This is a genomic window from Anoxybacillus sp. B2M1, from assembly GCF_001634265.1.
GTDB classification, from domain to species: Bacteria; Bacillota; Bacilli; order Bacillales; family Anoxybacillaceae; genus Anoxybacteroides; species Anoxybacteroides rupiense.
Genome location: NZ_CP015435.1, coordinates 2,345,440 through 2,361,706, shown reverse-complemented (window position 1 = coordinate 2,361,706; position 16,267 = coordinate 2,345,440). Strand labels below are relative to the sequence as shown.

General features: G+C 39.6%; 30 protein-coding genes. 22 read left to right on the top strand and 8 right to left on the bottom strand.

The genetic code is table 11. The annotated features are described in order from the left end of the window. Position 1 precedes the first annotated feature (1 nt). Positions 2-1,102 (bottom strand): SAP domain-containing protein, encoded by a 1,101-nt coding sequence (locus tag GFC28_RS11395; protein WP_044743228.1) that lies wholly within the window; start codon positions 1,100-1,102, stop codon positions 2-4. Positions 1,103-1,125: 23 nt separating this feature from the next. After that, positions 1,126-1,563 (bottom strand): helix-turn-helix domain-containing protein, encoded by a 438-nt coding sequence (locus GFC28_RS11390; protein ID WP_044743227.1) that lies wholly within the window; start codon positions 1,561-1,563, stop codon positions 1,126-1,128. Positions 1,564-1,829: 266 nt separating this feature from the next. Here GFC28_RS11390 and GFC28_RS11385 point away from each other — a divergent pair, with 266 nt between their 5' ends. Beyond that, positions 1,830-2,057 (top strand): helix-turn-helix transcriptional regulator, encoded by a 228-nt coding sequence (locus tag GFC28_RS11385; RefSeq protein WP_044743226.1) that lies wholly within the window; start codon positions 1,830-1,832, stop codon positions 2,055-2,057. A gap of 42 nt (positions 2,058-2,099) precedes the next feature. Next, positions 2,100-2,264 carry a hypothetical protein gene (locus GFC28_RS19335; protein WP_156487534.1) on the top strand — a complete coding sequence of 55 codons (165 nt, stop codon included), beginning with the start codon at positions 2,100-2,102 and terminating at the stop codon, positions 2,262-2,264. Here the strand turns inward: GFC28_RS19335 and GFC28_RS11380 are convergent. Further along, complete coding sequence (locus GFC28_RS11380; protein ID WP_044743225.1) at positions 2,236-2,598, bottom strand: hypothetical protein; 363 nt, start codon at positions 2,596-2,598, stop codon at positions 2,236-2,238. The genes GFC28_RS19335 and GFC28_RS11380 overlap by 29 nt on opposite strands. Positions 2,599-2,639: 41 nt before the next feature. Beyond that, positions 2,640-3,050, bottom strand: coding sequence for a helix-turn-helix domain-containing protein (locus tag GFC28_RS11375; protein WP_063504913.1), 411 nt, complete (start codon positions 3,048-3,050; stop codon positions 2,640-2,642). A gap of 144 nt (positions 3,051-3,194) precedes the next feature. Between GFC28_RS11375 and GFC28_RS11370 the strand changes: the two genes are divergently transcribed. Beyond that, a complete protein-coding gene (locus GFC28_RS11370; protein WP_044743224.1) occupies positions 3,195-3,419 on the top strand; it encodes a helix-turn-helix transcriptional regulator in 225 nt (74 codons plus the stop codon). Positions 3,420-3,939: 520 nt separating this feature from the next. Here GFC28_RS11370 and GFC28_RS19990 read toward each other — a convergent pair. Next, the gene (locus tag GFC28_RS19990) at positions 3,940-4,068 is read right to left on the bottom strand and encodes a hypothetical protein (protein WP_255363048.1); all 129 of its coding nucleotides are present in this window, start codon (positions 4,066-4,068) and stop codon (positions 3,940-3,942) included. 71 nt (positions 4,069-4,139) lie between these two features. Here GFC28_RS19990 and GFC28_RS11360 point away from each other — a divergent pair, with 71 nt between their 5' ends. The 13 genes from GFC28_RS11360 (at position 4,140) to GFC28_RS11315 (ending at position 10,425) form a co-directional block, all read left to right on the top strand. Next, positions 4,140-4,445, top strand: coding sequence for a hypothetical protein (locus GFC28_RS11360; RefSeq protein ID WP_082063642.1), 306 nt, complete (start codon positions 4,140-4,142; stop codon positions 4,443-4,445). Continuing rightward, on the top strand, positions 4,442-5,140 hold the full coding sequence (locus GFC28_RS11355; RefSeq protein WP_044743222.1) for a Rha family transcriptional regulator: 699 nt from the start codon (positions 4,442-4,444) through the stop codon (positions 5,138-5,140). Before GFC28_RS11360 ends, GFC28_RS11355 begins: the two co-directional genes overlap by 4 nt. Before the next feature lie 51 nt (positions 5,141-5,191). After that, entirely contained in the window at positions 5,192-5,713 is a 522-nt protein-coding gene (locus GFC28_RS11350; protein ID WP_044743221.1) for a helix-turn-helix domain-containing protein, read from the top strand. Between the two features lie 15 nt (positions 5,714-5,728). Then, complete coding sequence (locus GFC28_RS19525) at positions 5,729-5,881, top strand: hypothetical protein (protein WP_172798654.1); 153 nt, start codon at positions 5,729-5,731, stop codon at positions 5,879-5,881. A gap of 23 nt (positions 5,882-5,904) precedes the next feature. Further along, positions 5,905-6,039 carry a hypothetical protein gene (locus tag GFC28_RS19985; protein WP_255363049.1) on the top strand — a complete coding sequence of 45 codons (135 nt, stop codon included), beginning with the start codon at positions 5,905-5,907 and terminating at the stop codon, positions 6,037-6,039. Positions 6,040-6,120: 81 nt separating this feature from the next. After that, entirely contained in the window at positions 6,121-6,315 is a 195-nt protein-coding gene (locus GFC28_RS11345; protein WP_044743220.1) for a hypothetical protein, read from the top strand. Next, positions 6,312-7,271 carry a YqaJ viral recombinase family nuclease gene (locus tag GFC28_RS11340; RefSeq protein WP_044743219.1) on the top strand — a complete coding sequence of 320 codons (960 nt, stop codon included), beginning with the start codon at positions 6,312-6,314 and terminating at the stop codon, positions 7,269-7,271. The genes GFC28_RS11345 and GFC28_RS11340 overlap by 4 nt, the downstream gene beginning before the upstream one ends. Beyond that, on the top strand, positions 7,271-8,116 hold the full coding sequence (recT, locus tag GFC28_RS11335; protein WP_044743218.1) for a recombination protein RecT: 846 nt from the start codon (positions 7,271-7,273) through the stop codon (positions 8,114-8,116). The genes GFC28_RS11340 and recT overlap by 1 nt, the downstream gene beginning before the upstream one ends. Before the next feature lie 50 nt (positions 8,117-8,166). Further along, positions 8,167-9,144, top strand: coding sequence for a DnaD domain-containing protein (locus tag GFC28_RS11330; RefSeq protein ID WP_044743217.1), 978 nt, complete (start codon positions 8,167-8,169; stop codon positions 9,142-9,144). Between the two features lie 45 nt (positions 9,145-9,189). Further along, complete coding sequence (locus GFC28_RS11325) at positions 9,190-9,384, top strand: hypothetical protein (RefSeq protein WP_231883404.1); 195 nt, start codon at positions 9,190-9,192, stop codon at positions 9,382-9,384. Beyond that, positions 9,372-9,563, top strand: coding sequence for a Fur-regulated basic protein FbpA (gene fbpA / locus GFC28_RS11320; RefSeq protein WP_231883405.1), 192 nt, complete (start codon positions 9,372-9,374; stop codon positions 9,561-9,563). The genes GFC28_RS11325 and fbpA overlap by 13 nt, the downstream gene beginning before the upstream one ends. Before the next feature lie 68 nt (positions 9,564-9,631). Then, the gene (locus GFC28_RS19520) at positions 9,632-9,799 is read left to right on the top strand and encodes a hypothetical protein (protein WP_172798653.1); all 168 of its coding nucleotides are present in this window, start codon (positions 9,632-9,634) and stop codon (positions 9,797-9,799) included. 413 nt (positions 9,800-10,212) lie between these two features. Beyond that, positions 10,213-10,425, top strand: coding sequence for an XtrA/YqaO family protein (locus GFC28_RS11315; RefSeq protein WP_257722548.1), 213 nt, complete (start codon positions 10,213-10,215; stop codon positions 10,423-10,425). 400 nt (positions 10,426-10,825) lie between these two features. On the opposite strand, the gene GFC28_RS18910 is transcribed toward GFC28_RS11315, so the two are convergent. Next, positions 10,826-10,927 carry a YjcZ family sporulation protein gene (locus tag GFC28_RS18910; RefSeq protein WP_082063639.1) on the bottom strand — a complete coding sequence of 34 codons (102 nt, stop codon included), beginning with the start codon at positions 10,925-10,927 and terminating at the stop codon, positions 10,826-10,828. A 274-nt stretch (positions 10,928-11,201) separates the two neighbouring features. On the opposite strand from GFC28_RS18910, the gene GFC28_RS18905 reads away from it, so the two are divergent. Next, positions 11,202-11,333 carry a DUF3954 domain-containing protein gene (locus GFC28_RS18905; protein ID WP_082063637.1) on the top strand — a complete coding sequence of 44 codons (132 nt, stop codon included), beginning with the start codon at positions 11,202-11,204 and terminating at the stop codon, positions 11,331-11,333. Positions 11,334-11,385: 52 nt separating this feature from the next. Here the strand turns inward: GFC28_RS18905 and GFC28_RS18900 are convergent, their stop codons facing one another. Further along, a complete protein-coding gene (locus tag GFC28_RS18900; protein WP_139788024.1) occupies positions 11,386-11,523 on the bottom strand; it encodes an aspartyl-phosphate phosphatase Spo0E family protein in 138 nt (45 codons plus the stop codon). 240 nt (positions 11,524-11,763) lie between these two features. Then, positions 11,764-12,771: a hypothetical protein gene (locus tag GFC28_RS11310; protein WP_044743216.1), complete on the bottom strand. Its 1,008-nt coding sequence runs from the start codon at positions 12,769-12,771 to the stop codon at positions 11,764-11,766. Between the two features lie 285 nt (positions 12,772-13,056). Here GFC28_RS11310 and GFC28_RS19330 point away from each other — a divergent pair, with 285 nt between their 5' ends. The 5 genes from GFC28_RS19330 (at position 13,057) to GFC28_RS11290 (ending at position 16,266) form a co-directional block, all read left to right on the top strand. Continuing rightward, positions 13,057-13,209 (top strand): hypothetical protein, encoded by a 153-nt coding sequence (locus tag GFC28_RS19330; protein WP_044743215.1) that lies wholly within the window; start codon positions 13,057-13,059, stop codon positions 13,207-13,209. Between the two features lie 21 nt (positions 13,210-13,230). Further along, positions 13,231-13,689 carry a helix-turn-helix domain-containing protein gene (locus GFC28_RS11305; RefSeq protein ID WP_044743214.1) on the top strand — a complete coding sequence of 153 codons (459 nt, stop codon included), beginning with the start codon at positions 13,231-13,233 and terminating at the stop codon, positions 13,687-13,689. 235 nt (positions 13,690-13,924) lie between these two features. Further along, the gene (locus GFC28_RS11300) at positions 13,925-14,128 is read left to right on the top strand and encodes a hypothetical protein (RefSeq protein ID WP_044743213.1); all 204 of its coding nucleotides are present in this window, start codon (positions 13,925-13,927) and stop codon (positions 14,126-14,128) included. A 78-nt stretch (positions 14,129-14,206) separates the two neighbouring features. Further along, positions 14,207-14,971 carry a phage terminase small subunit gene (gene terS / locus GFC28_RS11295; protein WP_044743212.1) on the top strand — a complete coding sequence of 255 codons (765 nt, stop codon included), beginning with the start codon at positions 14,207-14,209 and terminating at the stop codon, positions 14,969-14,971. Next, the gene (locus tag GFC28_RS11290; protein WP_044743211.1) at positions 14,968-16,266 is read left to right on the top strand and encodes a PBSX family phage terminase large subunit; all 1,299 of its coding nucleotides are present in this window, start codon (positions 14,968-14,970) and stop codon (positions 16,264-16,266) included. The genes terS and GFC28_RS11290 overlap by 4 nt, the downstream gene beginning before the upstream one ends. Position 16,267 lies beyond the last annotated feature (1 nt).

Below are 16,267 nucleotides of genomic sequence, written 5' to 3'. Positions count from 1 at the left end.
ATCACCACTTTTTGTTTGAACCATACTTACTTTTATTAAAATATCTTTTTCTAGCAGTTTTATATATTTCTTTTAAAGTGTTTACATCATTATTGATTTCCGCAATTAATATGTTTGCGGTTTCTTCTTTTGTAAATAAGTGAAACGGTACTTGATATTTATGCATTGTACTTAGATAGAGATGTTTAAGATTTTCGTCTGTCAGTTCGAGTTTTACTTTTAATTTCCGAATGTAATTAACGATTCCAGGTGCTAATGTATGTATACTTTTTTCATAAGGGAAGAAACGATCTTCATAAATATACAAAAAATTAAGATCAAAATTATTGCTCATTCCACTTAAATCGAGATAACAAACTTCAAATAGTAAAGCTAAAGCGATATCAAAATTTTGTTCTTTTATTTCAATTTCCGCTAAAGAAACCCTTGTGTTACGATATAATCCCCAATCCTTGTTGGCAATATGTCTTTTAGCTTTTAAATCTATTAATTCTCTCGCTATTTCGACAGGGGAGTAATGTGGGTTTTTATTTTTGAAATCATGTGCTTCATAAATTGATATCTCTGTCTGATTTCTATGAAAGAATATAATATGTTCATTTTTTTCAATTATCTCTTTAGCTTTCTCGTTTCTTTTATACACCTCAATTAATTCAATTGAATTTAATTCTTCTTCACAAAGTTCGTTTAAAATGCGATCGATTAATTCTTGTTTTCTTCCACTTACTTTTAAATTGTGTTTTCTCAATATTTCCTTTAATTCATCAACAGTTTTTCTCTCGAGAGTAGTAGTTAAAGATTTTTCCTTTAAGTAGAAACCTTTTTTTATGAGATTGGCAAATAATAACTTTGGATTTACGTTATAAGAGTATTGCCAAAACCCTGGGAAAAAATCGTTGTTAGTATCCTTTTCTTCAATCAATGCGAGCATTAAAATTTCTTCGATCGTTAAACCACCATTGTTGATAAGCCGATTTATTTCAAATTTTTGGGGAGACAATGTAACTTCATCATCCAGAACTTTTCTTGGTTGGTGGTTCATAGGCGTTATTTGAGTTTCTTTTTTTGAAAATAAATTAGCGAGTTTTCTTATAAAACTCATGAAAACCACCCCTGAAAGTTAAATTATTCATCCTTACTATATTTCTTCGGTGTATATTTCTTATTGATTCTTTGTGTCATTCTAAAAATATGTTCGATCGATTCAATAAGAGATTCCCTTGCTTCTTCTGATAGAGGCTCACCACTAAAAGCTAGCCCATCAGATTTTTCAATCTCTTCTTTAAATTTTTTTAGACGTTTAGCGATGTCGCGTTCGTCTTTTTCCGATAGTTCAGGTAGACGGGTTTTTGATGTGGATGATGGGTTATCAGTCCTGCCAAGTAAATAGTCAGTAGTAGTGTCAAGCGCATCCGCCAATAAAGATAGCATTTCATTTGAAGGTGTACTATGACCGTTTTCATAATTGCTGATGGTTCCTTTAGTAGTGTTAACAATCTTAGCTAGTTCTTCCTGGGTTAGCTTCTTCGCTTTTCTAGTAAATCTTAGTCTTTGAGCTAGCAAGGTTTGCACCTTCCTTTTTCGGTTTCAATTCCTCATAGGTAAGATAAAAATAAGAAGGCTAGGTGCTCATGACTGATAGCACAGAGTGTTTCAATTCTTCATAGGCAAGATAAAAAACTTTTTCGTACAAGTAAATTGTACAACAAAAGTATATAAAATAAACGAAAGTACAAAAAAGTTGTATTTTTGTGTTGACATATGAAATTCTTGTACTTATAATAAAATCACAAAGTACAAGAATCCCATACAAAGAGGGGGTGATTTGATTGAAAAATATCCATCTTATCAACGCAAGAAACAGAAAAGGATTAAGCCAGGAAGAGCTTGCGTTAATGGTTGGCTATAAAGGAAAACAAGCTGTGAGTAACTGGGAAAACGGATATTCTACTCCACCGTTGCATAAAGCGCTATTAGTCGCTGAGATCCTTGAAGAAGATGTCTCTATTTTATTTGGGAACAAGATACAAGAATCTCATACAAAAGGAGTGGGTTAAAAAATCCTCTCCACATCCGCATAACGTAAGGAGGTGAGTAAGGTGAGCGTTTTAAACAAATACGTAATTATTGCCCATTTTCATCTCATGTTGAAACAGAACAATTTCAGTGAAGCAGACCTAAAAGAAGCGGTCGATCTGCTTCACAAGGAGCTGTTCCCAGAGGTTTGGGCGAAAATTAACGATTTGAATAATAGCAAAGCTTAATTTGCGTTAATGACTTATTCAGAAATTGTTTGCCAATTTGCTGAGCATTTTTGTAACTCTCAACAGACCAAAGATGATGTGCACCCATCATCAGTTCAACTGTTCCCTGTGTTGGCTTAGCAGAAACGATATCGGTAACATCTGTATATATTCCATCTTTGTCAGGTGCCATAAAGCAAATCTCATCGGCTTCTGGATTGATACCGACAACAATATCATTAGCAAGCATAATTGTAAGGGAGTAAGCGTTGTCTAAGTAGTCGTACATTAAAACGAGCTTACCGTTTGAAGTGATATGATCGACAGCTTTCGGCTCGTACATTGTTTCATCCATCACCTCCTTCCATCGTCTTCACTCGACAAGAAGGAATAGGGCTACGCCTTTTCATTAGCATCGGGCGATTTGCTGAAGTGCTCTGCGATTTTATATCTGAGCTCACCTTTAAGAGAACTTGCTGGCAAAACGATGGATGATGAGCGCGTTTCTAAAAAGGTCTGAATTAACTCGGTTATCTTTTGTCTTTCCTTTGGAGTCAGCTTTTTCGCAGTCTCAATGAGTTGCAAGAGATCGGGAGGCAGATCGGAAGTCTGCGTGTCAAAAAACTCAGCTAGAGTGATGTTAAAGTAGCTACAAATCTTAAAAAGCAAATCAATTGATGGCTTAGCTGTTCCTTTTTCAATTTTGTTAATAGTTGATGGGTCAACATTTAGTTCCTTCGACAATTTATTTGCTGATATATTATGTAAATTTCTTAAAGCAATAATGCGACTTCCAATATCAAACATAATATCACCTTTGTTGGATTATATTCAATAAAAATTCTACCACATCAATAAACAGCTAAAAATATTGGATAAAATTCAAAATTAATATTGACTTATTGGATTTTAATCAATAAAATTTAGGTAAGAAAGGAGGCAAATCCAATAATGAACAAAAAATTAGGACTTAAAATCCGCGAAATCAGAACAAAACGCGGTCTTACTCAATATCAGTTGGCAGATATGGTAGTAGCGGATGTTTCTACGATAAATAAGATTGAAAAGAACAAGGCGAACCCATCACTTTCAATGCTTGAACGTATCGCCCAAGCCCTCGGTGTATCGAGCCATGAACTGTTAAAGGAGGATGACGATGCCACTCACGCAAGCTGAATATGAGCAACTGTATCAGCAAATTCGCGAAGATGTGCTTAAAGAGTTGGGGCAGCACCAGCCCCGCGCACATTGGCATGAATTAAAAAAGCGAATTTGATGATTTCCTAACGCAGTACTTCGATGAGTCGCAATCTCCAAAAAAGTATAAGTATCAACAAGGATTCTACACACTCATTCGTTTTATCGTGGACGTGAAGCGTGTAGAAAAGATTACAGACACCCATTTGGCAGCGGCTCATGCTTTCTTAGACGATTTATTGCCAATCATTGAAAAGCACCGGGTTCCTTAACAGATGAGCCCCAGCTACATGTAAGGAGGTGATCTAAATAAAAGTAAAAAAATTGGTTCTTGTTACTGGTGATGAATATGAACAAGTTGAATTAACAAAAGATATTCCCGAGTGGTTAAAGAAGAATGTGCCAGAAGATTTCATTGGTGTGAAGTCTGACACATTCCGAGTAATCATCAATAGTTCAATGATCGTATCCATTGAACTTCAGCAAGAGAAAATTCAAGTTATTTCTTTTTAGTTTGGGATAGTGCACTGCCAGCAACACTTTTAGAAGTTTTACTATAACGGCCATCTCTAAGAATCTTACTAGCCTTTTTGGCCACAGATTTTGACGTTTGTTTACTGTTAGCCATATTTTCACCTCCTTCCCGTCTACCATATTCGACAGGAAGCGAGGAACACCTTCAAAGGAGGTGATCTAACATTGCCAAGAACAGTTATCACCTTTGATGAACTCGAAGCTAACTTGCTTAAAGCGCGCATGGAAGAATTGTTTCGGCAGGCTTATGAAAAAGGGGTTGAAGACGGCATGAAACGTTTTTCATACCCGCCAGTTCTAACTAATAAGCACATAGCCGAAATTCTCCAAATCGCCATGCCGACTGTTATCAAAGTGACTTCGAATCCTACTTTTCCAAGGCTGATAAACATTAAAGCGCGTTATCCGCGCGACGCTGTATTCCAGTGGATCGAAAACAATACTGAATATTTAAGGAAGGTGATTAAATGAAACAACTGGTTTTTCTTGTTAATAACCAACCGGTAACGGACAGTCTGATTGTTGCAGAAGTATTCGGTAAACGACATGACATTGTATTACGGGATATTGAAAATCAAATAACCAAGCTCCAAGAAGCAGGTGAACCAGAATTTTCACTCCACAACTTTGAGGAGTCAACATACACAAACGAGCGTGGTCGTGAATATCGAAAAATTAACATGACAGAAGATGCTTTCGCCTTAGTTGCTATGAGCTATGTAACACCTGAAGCTATGAAAATGAAAGTTAAGTTTCTTCAAGAATTCAAACGGATGCGGGAATACATCCAAAATAACAAGGTAAAAGTCCTTGATGATCGTACAGCATTGATTCAATCATTAAAACTCACTGCCGAAACTGTAGAAAGAACAGATGAACTTGAAAAAATTGTGAGTCAACAGCAACGCAAAATTTTAGAAATCGAATACAAAGTTGATGAACAAATCACACTCACAAGCGGCGAACAACGCCGACTTCAAAAAGGCGTCGCTCAAAGAGTATATGAGCTTGAAACGGATCCAAAAGAGCGATCTCGCCTTTTTCGTGAACTATATAGGGAAATCAAGGATCGATTCGGCGTTGCCAGTTACAAAGACGTGAAGAGAAAAGAGTTACAAGCAGCATTGCGCTATATCGAAAGCTGGTTGCCAAAAAAGGTTTCGTAGTAATAGTAGCATGTTCTGACAATGTGGATGGTAGAAAGGAGAAAAGGGAGCATGAAACGTGGTAGAGCCGCCGATGCGGCAAAAGAAGCACGAAAGGAAGCCAACATGACCCAGCAGCAATTGTCCTTTGAAATCTATGAATCTCGCGAATCGGTATCGCATCAGGAGAACGGGCGGTATCGAGTGCAGCCCAACGTTTCAAAATATTTCGCCGAAAAACACAACAATCCGTGGGTCGCGATGGAGGCGGCCGCCGAGTATACCGGATGGGGGCCGGTGAAGCTGGATGGCGAGGTCGTGGATCTCCATCGGGCCAGCGTCGCCATGAAAACAAAAGAGGAACTAGCAGAGGCGCTGCAGGCGATTGAAAACGTCTGCGTCGCCAATCATCCTCGATCCATTCGAGAATTTGACAAACATCATTTGGAAGAAGCGATTATGCAGGCGATCGATGCGATTGTTGCGCTTACGCAATACGTGGCGGTCATCTGCGTAGACTATGGGTTTTCATGGCTAAAGATGTGGCAAAAACATCGTTCTAAGCTCAAATCTAAAGGGTTTATCAAATGCTAAGGAGGGAGATAAACAATGAGTATTTGCTTTACGGCAAGTCGTTTAATGAAAGCTTCTGAGGTTCGCGAATTTTGTGCGAAATTACGGAATAATCCAGCGTTGTTGCTTGCCACTGAACTTGCGGCAAAAGAAAAAATTTATCAAAGAAAAATAGCTCAGTCTGTCTGAAAAGAAAGGGAGGCGAACAAATCATGTTGCAAGAAGTGGATTTGCTCCAGAAAGCTCGCCGTGCACAATTGACGGCTATTGTCCAAGACATGCGTCGTCGCGGTATCAAAATCGATTTTGTGTCACAAATGATTAAAAAAGAAAAAAGCTCACTCTGACAAGTGAGCTAAAAAGATAGAATGTCTAAAAATTTCAATCAAGAAAAGTATAACACAATTTTTGTCCGGGAGGAACTTAATATGAATCTTGATCGTTTTGCTATCGGTTTACGCGACGCACAATCTCTACCGGAAGTTGCCAAATGTACGCATTGTTACCGTGAATTATATCAAGAACATGAAGCTATTCGTTATGAGGGGGACTTGTTCTGTGACACTCATTGTTTAGCAGAGCACTTATTAGAAACAGTCGAATACGAAGAGGTGATTCTATGATTGTTCTTGCTGAAACGGCGAATATGAGCCGTCTAGATTGGTTGCGGTTACGTCAGAAAGGCATCGGCGGCTCGGATGCGGCCGCCATTTCAGGCCTTAACAAATATAAAAGTCCGATTCAAGTGTATTACGAAAAAGTGGAAGGTGTGAAGGAATCCGTGCCGAGCGAAGCAGCTTATTGGGGGACAATCCTAGAGGATATCGTCGCACAGGAATTCAGCCAGCGAACAGGCTTGAAAGTTCGACGCCGGAATGCGATCCTGTGCCATCCCGAATACCCATTTATGATTGCCAACGTGGATCGGCTCGTTGTCGGCGAAGATGCTGGGCTGGAGTGCAAAACGGCGAGCGAATATCTCAAGGATGAATGGGTGGAAGGTGAAAAGATTCCGGATCAATATTTCATCCAATGCCAGCACTACATGGCTGTTACCGGTCGCTCTAAATGGTACATCGCGGTCTTAATCGGTGGTAACAAGTTTCGTTGGGATGTCATCGAACGCGACGAAGAAATCATCAATTACTTGATTGAAATTGAGGCGGAATTTTGGCAACGCGTCATCGAAAAGCGTCCACCGGAAGTGGACGGAAGCGAAGCAAGTACAAACCTATTGAACCTCTTGTATCCGGTGAAGTCTGTCGTGGATGACGAAGCAGAGCTGCCTGGGGAAGTGGATGCGCTCATCGCCGAATTAGAGGCAGTAAACGCGGAGATCAAGGAAAAGAGCGAGAAAAAGGCGGAGATTGAGAACAAAATCAAAGCTCTGTTGGGCGAACGTGAGCGTGGCCGTACGAGTGAGTACGTCGTGAAATGGTCGGTCGTGAACTCGAACCGGTTCGATTCTAAACGATTTGCCAAAGAACACCCGGATTTGTATCGTCAATACGTCCAAACGGCGACCTATCGTCGATTCAGTATCTCTAAAAATAAAAAAACTAGAAAGGTGGTATCGTGATGACACAAGCGGAAAAAATCAAAAATCAATTAGTGACAAAAGCAAACGGCGGCCAAGTGACTAAAAAACAAAACGGCGGCAAGGTCACCGTCGCCGATCTCCTTCAACAAATGAAACCGGAATTAGAACGTGCACTGCCGAAACATCTTAATGGCGATCGTCTTATTCGAATTGCTCTCACAGAAATGCGTCGAAATCCTGAACTGCTATCGTGCGAAATCAAGAGCCTGCTCGGTGCGATCATGCAGGCGGCTCAATTAGGTCTTGAGCCGGGCTTGCTCGGGCATTGCTACCTCATCCCATTCAAGAATCGGAAAAACGGAACGAAAGAAGTCCAATTCGTGATCGGCTATAAAGGGCTAATCGACTTAGTCCGCCGATCCGGCGAGGTTGAAACGATTAAAGCCGAAGCAGTCTATGAAAACGATGAATTTGAATTTGAATACGGACTTGATGAACGTTTGCGCCACAAGCCGTTGCTGTTCGGCGATCGCGGAAAATTGATCGGGTTCTACGCGTACGCCAAGTTCAAAGATGGTGGACATGCGTTTCACGTTATGTCGGTCGAAGAAATCAATCGCCTTCGTGACAAATACTCTAGGGCGAAAGAGTCCGGGCCGTGGCGTGAGGAGTACGAAGCAATGGCCAAGAAAACGGTTATTCGCCAACTCATTAAATATTTGCCGATCTCGATCGAAATTCAGCGCAATGTTTCGCTTGATGAAACAGTTCGTCGCGATTTCAACGAAGAACCGGAACACGTCGAGGATTATGTTGATATGGAAGCGGAATACCTGGAAGGGGAAGTAATCGAAACGGAAGTGGAAGGAACTGTTCAGGAATAGGGAGCTTCCCCTTTTCCTGACGGAGTTTGAGAAAGCAAGGGGGAATACTGGTGTCTACAAATCTTCTTTTAGACGACGAGCCGTTGGTGATTTTGCCATCGCTGGCGAAAACAGTAGGGTTAAACGAAAGCATTATTTTGCAACAATTGCATTATTGGTTAGAGCGTAGCACCCACACTTACGAAGGGTACAAGTGGGTTTACAACACCTATGAGGAATGGCAAGAGCAATTTCCTTTCTGGTCGGAGAGCACAATCCGCCGTATTATCACAAAATTAGAGAAGCAAGGGCTAATTATTACCGGGAATTTTAATCGGTCTAAAATTGATAAAACAAAGTGGTATCGAATCAACTACGAAAAACTGCAGCAACTTCAAGAGGAACAATCGACTACTCAAGTTGATACTTCGACTGTTCAAAATGAGCAGTCGACTGACGAAAATGACAGTCCATCTACTCAAAATGAACAGTCCATCTGTTCATTTTGCACAGACGAGCTGCTCAATTTGAACAGACCAATACCAGAGAATACTACAGAGATTACTACAGATATAGAAAAAGAAGTAGAAGAAGACGTGCGCGTGCGCCAATCTATGAATCCATTTGCCTTTTTTGAACAAAACGGCTTCGGCGCCATCGGCAGCTACATAAGCGAAAGAATATCAACTTGGATCGATGACACATCCGAGGCGCTAGTTTTAGAAGCGATGAAAATTGCGGTGGAGAACGGCGCTAAATCATGGAGCTACGTCGAAACCATTTTGCGCGACTGGGCTTCGAAAGGATATCGAACGGTCGAGCAGGTTCGTGCTGCTCAACTAGCGTTCAAAGAGCAGCAAGCAAAAAAACGCAATGGCTCTAACGGATCAAGAAAGCCGACTCGCACGGAAATGATCCCGGATTGGCTCAATCCTGACTATTCACAACCCGAAGAAGATGAAAAACATTCGAACCAAGAGGAATTGGAACGCAAGCGGCGTGAGCTAGAAGAACGGCTAAAAAAATATAAAAACAATCCTGACGGGTGATGTTGATGGGCTACCCGTTATGGATCCGTTTGGAGTATCGCAACGATGTTGGGCGAATCGTCCGGATTTACCGGAAGCATTCAATCCGAAGCGGCTTTGATTGAGATATTGGAGCGATATGAGATTACGAGAGAGCGGCTCGTGTCGGTTCGGGTAAACGGGAGAATGTACCCACCATCAACGCTCGATCATTTTTTTGAAAAAGTAAAAGCAAAGGAGGAAGGAGAGTGCTGTTGCTAAAGCATGTACTCATGCAGCGGTTGCGGAGAAGAGTCATTTTTGCGACAAGCGCCGGCCGATTGCTCTCCAAGTTGACCCTTGAGGAAATTCAGCAGGAATACGAGCGATTGGAAAGGGAGGAGCGCCGTGGATTGGTCAAAGGCAACGTTCAAACAGCTGCACGTCATTCTTCACTATGAAAAATGCCCTGATTGCTACAAACAGCGGGCGCGTGATGAAATGAAACGCCGATTAGGAGGGAAAACACATGAAACAAAAGTCATTCAATGGCCCGGTGACCGTCAGCTATTTGACGCCCGAGGAGTTGGAAGCCTATCGGAATCGGCCACGGCCAAAGCAGTACGATCATGACAAGCGCCGGCTCATTGACTGGCGCTGGCCGCAGAATCGCAAGAAACGAGGGATAGGAAGATGATGGCCCAACAGATGACGATCTTTGATTTTATTACTGAAGATCAAGATCAATACGTGCCTTTTTATACCTTTGCTTTAATCTCAAAAAACGACCATTGGTGCACAGACTGCGGATCGTGTATGTTGCCGTACTGGAATAAAGAAACAAACTGCTATGATTCCAAATGTGCATGTTGCCAGAAGGTTGTTCTAGGATTTTATCCAGCGCAAATGTGCCAGAATTGCGGTTGTACTTCGGAAGTGTATGAAGTATTTGCGGGGAATTGTAGCGTGGAAAATAGCTGTCGCTATTGTATTCGAACAAACGACCTATTAAAAATTGACTTTGAATATAGTCAGTTATCAAACAGATAAATAAAAAGCCGAGATTTCTCCCGACCACCTAACTTCATTATACCACATGGAGGGATTCCGGTGAGTAGTAAAAGAGCGCAAGAATTGCAGATTGATATAGATAACATGACAGTCTCGCATCCGGTTGTTCCAGGAAAAGTGCTTGTCGTTGTGATTGACGGTGTGCAAGGGAAAGCAAAGGTAGCGGAAGCCGTCGAACACGGTTTTACGATCATTGAAACAGCAAAGGGAAAAACAGCAAGAATCAAATTCGAGGAAAGCGAGTTGTTTTAAAGTGAAAAGTACAACACAAAACGCCCTACATAAGAAAAATGCAGGACGCTTTGTGTTGTTATTTAACAGCAACGAGTAGGATATCCAGGGTCAATAATGATATTTCTTGTAATAGGTTGATAAATATGTCTAGGAACATTGACGATATTGTAACGATTAATATTGACAACCGGATGGATATAAGGAACTACACGAGGAACAAAATGGTCTCGCACCATATATCTAGGTGGACATACAACTGGTCTATTAAACATTAGAAAAATCACCTCTTAAAATATTTATAAACATTCAGACTGTTTGAAACAATATATGGACCTGAGAAAGAAGGGATATCCCAACTGAGCAGAATATCCCTGTGAAGGAGGCAGCTGGTTAGATCGGCGTTTCTTGTTTTTAGATGTTAGTAACTCATAAAAGATGCGCCGACAATAATTAATAAGATAAACAATACTATAACTAATACAAAACCATTATTATAAGATCCACCACCGTATTGAGACATGGAAGTTCCTCCTTTCGTTCGAAGGATACTGTTAGTGTATGAAAAAGTTTACATCGTGTTTTGGATAAACATGGATTTTACTTTAATTTGATAAATGAAACCAATTTTTCAACTCATACTGTCTATCTATAGAGGACATGCTTATTAAAGATTTAAAGAATAAAAACAAAAAAGAACAAGGCCGTTCTGGTGGAGGCGGAATACTGGATGTGGCCTTGTTCTAATACTATGATCTCCGTAATCTAATTAAATTATACTAATGGGAGAGATTCTGATGAACGTAAATAATGATAAAGTGACTGTAGAAATTTCTCTTATGGAAAACTCGTTGTATGTAGTGAAAGACGGAAGAATTACTAAAATAGAAGTTCTTCAAACTGGATACGGCGAATATACAGTAATTTAGAAAGATGGGAAAGTGCTAGATGTGATTAAGAGTGGGAATTTAATATTAGTAATTAGAAGTCGTTGTTTAATTGTGCTTGTAAAATTAATTGGTCAAGCAGTTGACTATATTTGATAGTTTCTGGGTCAGATAAGCCTTTGTTAATTCCATGCTGAATCATCATCATTCTTAAATCGTATATTTTTGACATCAAATTCGCATCATTACCCAATATATCACCTACTTTTTAATATATTAAACTTGATTATCTACTAAATTCTTAATGAAAGCAAGCTTTTACTTCAAAATAATGATTAAGTCCTACGGAAGAACCGAGGACACTAAATGAACGGGATAAGCCGTTTGTTTGGTGTTATTCATTAAGGAGGTACTATTAGAAAAACAAAACCTGCCAACAGTTATTGCTGGCAGGTTTTGTTTTAATACTATATTAGTTGATTATTTCGAATAGAACGTTTCCGAAGTTTCCACCAGGAAGGGTAAATTTAAAATGGCCATCGCTAGGTACAGACATTAACCAATATGGCTGGGAGCTAGAACGATTCACATAAGTTGTTCTATACCAAGAGTTAGAAGCTGTCCATAATACAATTTGCGCTTGAGTAGCACCTTGGGAAGCTAAGTTCGGTGTAATTTTAATTCGTTTTCCGGCTGCGTTACTTAAATAAACATCATAAACAATTCCATAGTTTCCTAATAACTTAGAGCTACCTAAAACATTTGTACCCGTTTCGTATTCTCCGGGGTTGTCTTGATATGCTGATAGATAGAAACTAGGAGTAGTAGCTGCGTTTACATTGACAGTACGTGTATCATAGTTAAAGAAAGCGGTAGTCATTGAACTGTTTGCAGATGTTGCTCTTGGCAAACTAAAAATATTATTTACATTGTATTTGCTTGTTGAAATAAAGAATACACGCGCATTCATATTCCCTGCTTGAGGAGTAAATTTTACTTTCCCATTCACAATGTATTGAGTTGGTACATCTGTGTAAAGTATTGTTACAGTACTGTTAGCAGGAATGGAAATTGTTTGATCGTTTGTGCTATTCCCAAAATCTCTAAGAACAGATGTAGAGGTTTCCAAAGTATATTGACCAGCTAAAATTGCCTTATTTTGAACTCTTACATTTGCTGTATAGCTGTTATTGTTCTTAATAGCAATTCCTACACGCAAAGAATCTCCAGTATAATTGTGGTGATAAAATTCTGCTACATAGGTTGTTGAACTTTGGAGAGGTTGATCAATAGTATATTTTCCGTATGGAGAAGAACTTACCATTGTCCCTTGAATAGATTCGGGATTATTAGAGTAGATATATTTGTTTCCACTTTGTGTCATACTGACGAGATAAGCTGCTTCCGCAGGATTTACCATGCTAGCAAAACAAAAACTAATAATTAATGCGATGAGAATCTTAACCTTTTTTAATTTCATTTTTAAACCTTCCCTTCAATTTTTTACAAGTTAAATTTTATAAATGATTACATTTGTAGTAAATGGATAATAATACCTATTTAATGAGTAATCTTGGTTTTGTTAATGGGTAAAAATTCCCATCCTATTATGTTGAAAGACAGAATTTAAACAGCTTGATATAATGGGAATAGAACCAAATATGTCCAAGACCGAGAGCGTGAGGACACTGATTGTACAGAATAGCATGGCTATTTCTGTATGATTGGTGTCCTTTTTTATTTTTTAAATTAGGAGGAATGCATAATGAGAACGATGCATCGCCCAGCAAGAAATCAAAAGGAACCAAAACCCAAGCGGGCAAGGAAAGATTTTTCGGAGCGTGAACTGAGGGAACTCATGGGAATGGATCGGCCGGTTTATCGCCGCGGCAAAGGCGGAGCTTTTAGACAACGATAAGGGATAAGGAGTGATATTTCTATGTTAAAAGAAGAAGTTGAACAAATCCTAAAAGACTATCACTGGATGATCAATTCGATTAAGATCATGCGGGATTCGCTAAAACATGCAGGAGAAGGAATTACTGCTCAATATGGTGATGAATCAACTCTTCCAAAGCCTAAGGGATTAACCGGGGATCCGATCTACAGAGAATATCTCCGTCGGGAAAAGCGATGGAAGAAAATTGAGGAATATGAGTGGAAAGTGCAAGCGATTCAGGAGAGAATGCACTTGATTACTGATGAACGGGAACTTGAGGTACTGCATTGGTTGCTTGAGGGAAAAAGTTATCGCTGGATCGCGATGCATATGGGTCTTTCTCATTCGCATATTCGCAGACTAAAGGATTCCATAGTGGGACAACTAGCGAATAATGTTCCAGATGTTCCAAATGTTCCAAAGGATACAATTTTGCAAGATGAACTATCGGCTGTGTAAAATGGAAGGCAGGACGGGGAGGAGGAACTTTCCTGGCATAAAAAAATCCCTTTGGTGGAAGGGACGATACAGACCAAAGGGAGGATGAGAAGATATTACTTAACATATAAATAACACATTGTTTCCTGAATGTAAAGGACTTATGAAATGAATCTTTTGTTGGAATTTGACGAACGAATATGGTAGGGAAGATACTCCTTTGTACCGAAATGAATGAGGGAAGAGGAGGGATAATATGTATAAAAGGTATAAATTGGTTTATCATTTTAAAGACGGTAGTTCGTGGGGGCCAGAATCTCATGATGTGGCGTTAACAGCAGACCAAATTGCAATCTTACTCAAGCATCAACAGAAATCAGAAAATATGGAAGTGATGAAGGAATCTACTGGGGAAACGAAAAAAGTTGGCGAAATCAAATCAATAGAACTATTATTTTAATTTTATGATGGCATCCTTCGGGGTGCTTTTTCTTTTGCTCCAAAACAAACACAAACGCGGAGGTGGCAGGTGATGTAGATGGCAGCTGATCATATTAAAGCAGAAAAGGACTATGTCAAAGGGATGAAATACAAAGACATTGCTGAAAAATATGGGGTGTCTTTGAATACGGTCAAGTCATGGAAAAAACGGTATGGCTGGACACGCGAAAAGGGCGCACACAAAGAAAAAGGTGTGCACACAAAAAATAAAAGAGGCGCACCTATCGGGAATATAAATGCAAAGGGTAATAAGGGTGGTTCGGCTCCCAAAGGAAATCAAAATGCGTTGAAGCACGGCTTCTTCTCGAAATACATCCCGCAAGAAACGCTAGAAATCATGGGGATGCTGGGAGAGAAAAGTCCTGCTGATCTTGTTTGGGATCAAATCATGATTCAATACGCAGCCATCATTCGGGCGCAGAAAATTATGTTCGTTCAAGACAAGAATGAAATGATAAAAGAGCTCAAAAAAGAGAAAACGGAATTGGAAGTTAGCAAGGATCCGAAAGGGAATGTTGAATCAATTCCGACTTATGTTGAAAGAGAATATGAATTCCAGTTTGCTTGGGATCGTCATGCTACGTTCCTAAACGCTCAATCTAGGGCAATGTCTGAATTGCGAAGTCTGATTAAACAATTTGAAGAGATGGCAAGCATGGATGATGAACGTCGATTGAAACTTGAGCAAATGCGGTTAGGAATCGAGAAAACGAAGGCGGAGGTTGAAAAAATTTCTTCCGGTTCCGACGACAAGCCGATTGAAATCCTCATCAAGCGGAAAGGCAAGGGTGAGGATTCATGATTATTGAAAAAGAAGTGAACCCTCACTTTGAAGATTTCCTATTTGATTGGAACCATAAGTTTTATTTTCTTGTCGGCGGTTACGGTTCATCTAAAAGTTATCATATTGCACTCAAGTTGATTTTAAAGCTATTAGAGGAAAAACGAACAGCACTTGTTGTTCGTGAAGTTTATGAAACGATAAGGGAATCATGTTACTCATTGTTTGAAGAAATCATTAACGATCTGGGTTTTGAAAATAAAATTAAATGCAGCGTTTCTCCAATGCAAATCCGTTTCCCTAACGGATCAAAAATCATTTTTAAGGGAATGGACAAGCCTGCCAAGCTGAAATCAATTCATAACGTCTCAATTATTTGGGTTGAAGAGTGTTCCGAAGTCAAATATGAAGGCTTTAAAGAACTGCTTGGACGTTTACGTCATCCAACATTGAAGCTTCATATGATTCTCTCAACAAATCCTGTTGGTGAAGATAATTGGACGTATAAGCATTTCTTTAAAGATGAACAAAATAAACGACTAATTCTTGATGACAAAGAACTGTATGAAAAACGTACAATCATAACAAACGATACCTATTATCATCATTCGACGGCCGATGATAATTTGTTTCTTCCTGAAAGTTATATAGCCCAGCTGGAAGAATTGAAAGATTATGATCCAGACCTTTACCGTATTGCCCGGAAAGGTCATTTTGGCGTTAACGGAGTTCGGGTATTTCCTCAATTTGAAGTAGCTCCGCATGATAAAGTTATGGAAGCTATTTCAAACATTCGTAAGCCGATAAAACGTGTTGGCATGGACTTCGGTTTTGTTGATTCTTACAACGCCTTAATACGTTTGGCGGTGGATCATGATAAGAAAATTCTTTATATCTATTGGGAATATTACGATCGGGATAAAACGGACCCGAAAACAGCAGAGGATATAAAAGAGTTTAAAGAGACCCAAGAACTGATAAAGGCAGATAGCGCCGAACCAAAAACCATCCGTTATTTTCGAGAGCTCGGTTTTAATATGGTTGGTGCACGAAAATTCCAAGGATCCAGGCTGCAATATACAAAAAAGATAAAGCGGTTCAAGAAAATTATTTGTTCAGACCGATGCACTAATACCATTTTTGAACTTAAAGATTTAACATATGCCAAAGACAAAAACGGAAACATCATTGAAGACGAATTTAATAGAGACCCTCATACCCTTTCGGCTATATGGTATGCGCTCGATGATTATGAAGTCGCAGACCTGAAAGAAAAACCGAAAGTACGGCAAAGACCAAACAGAGAAAGGAGGTAGG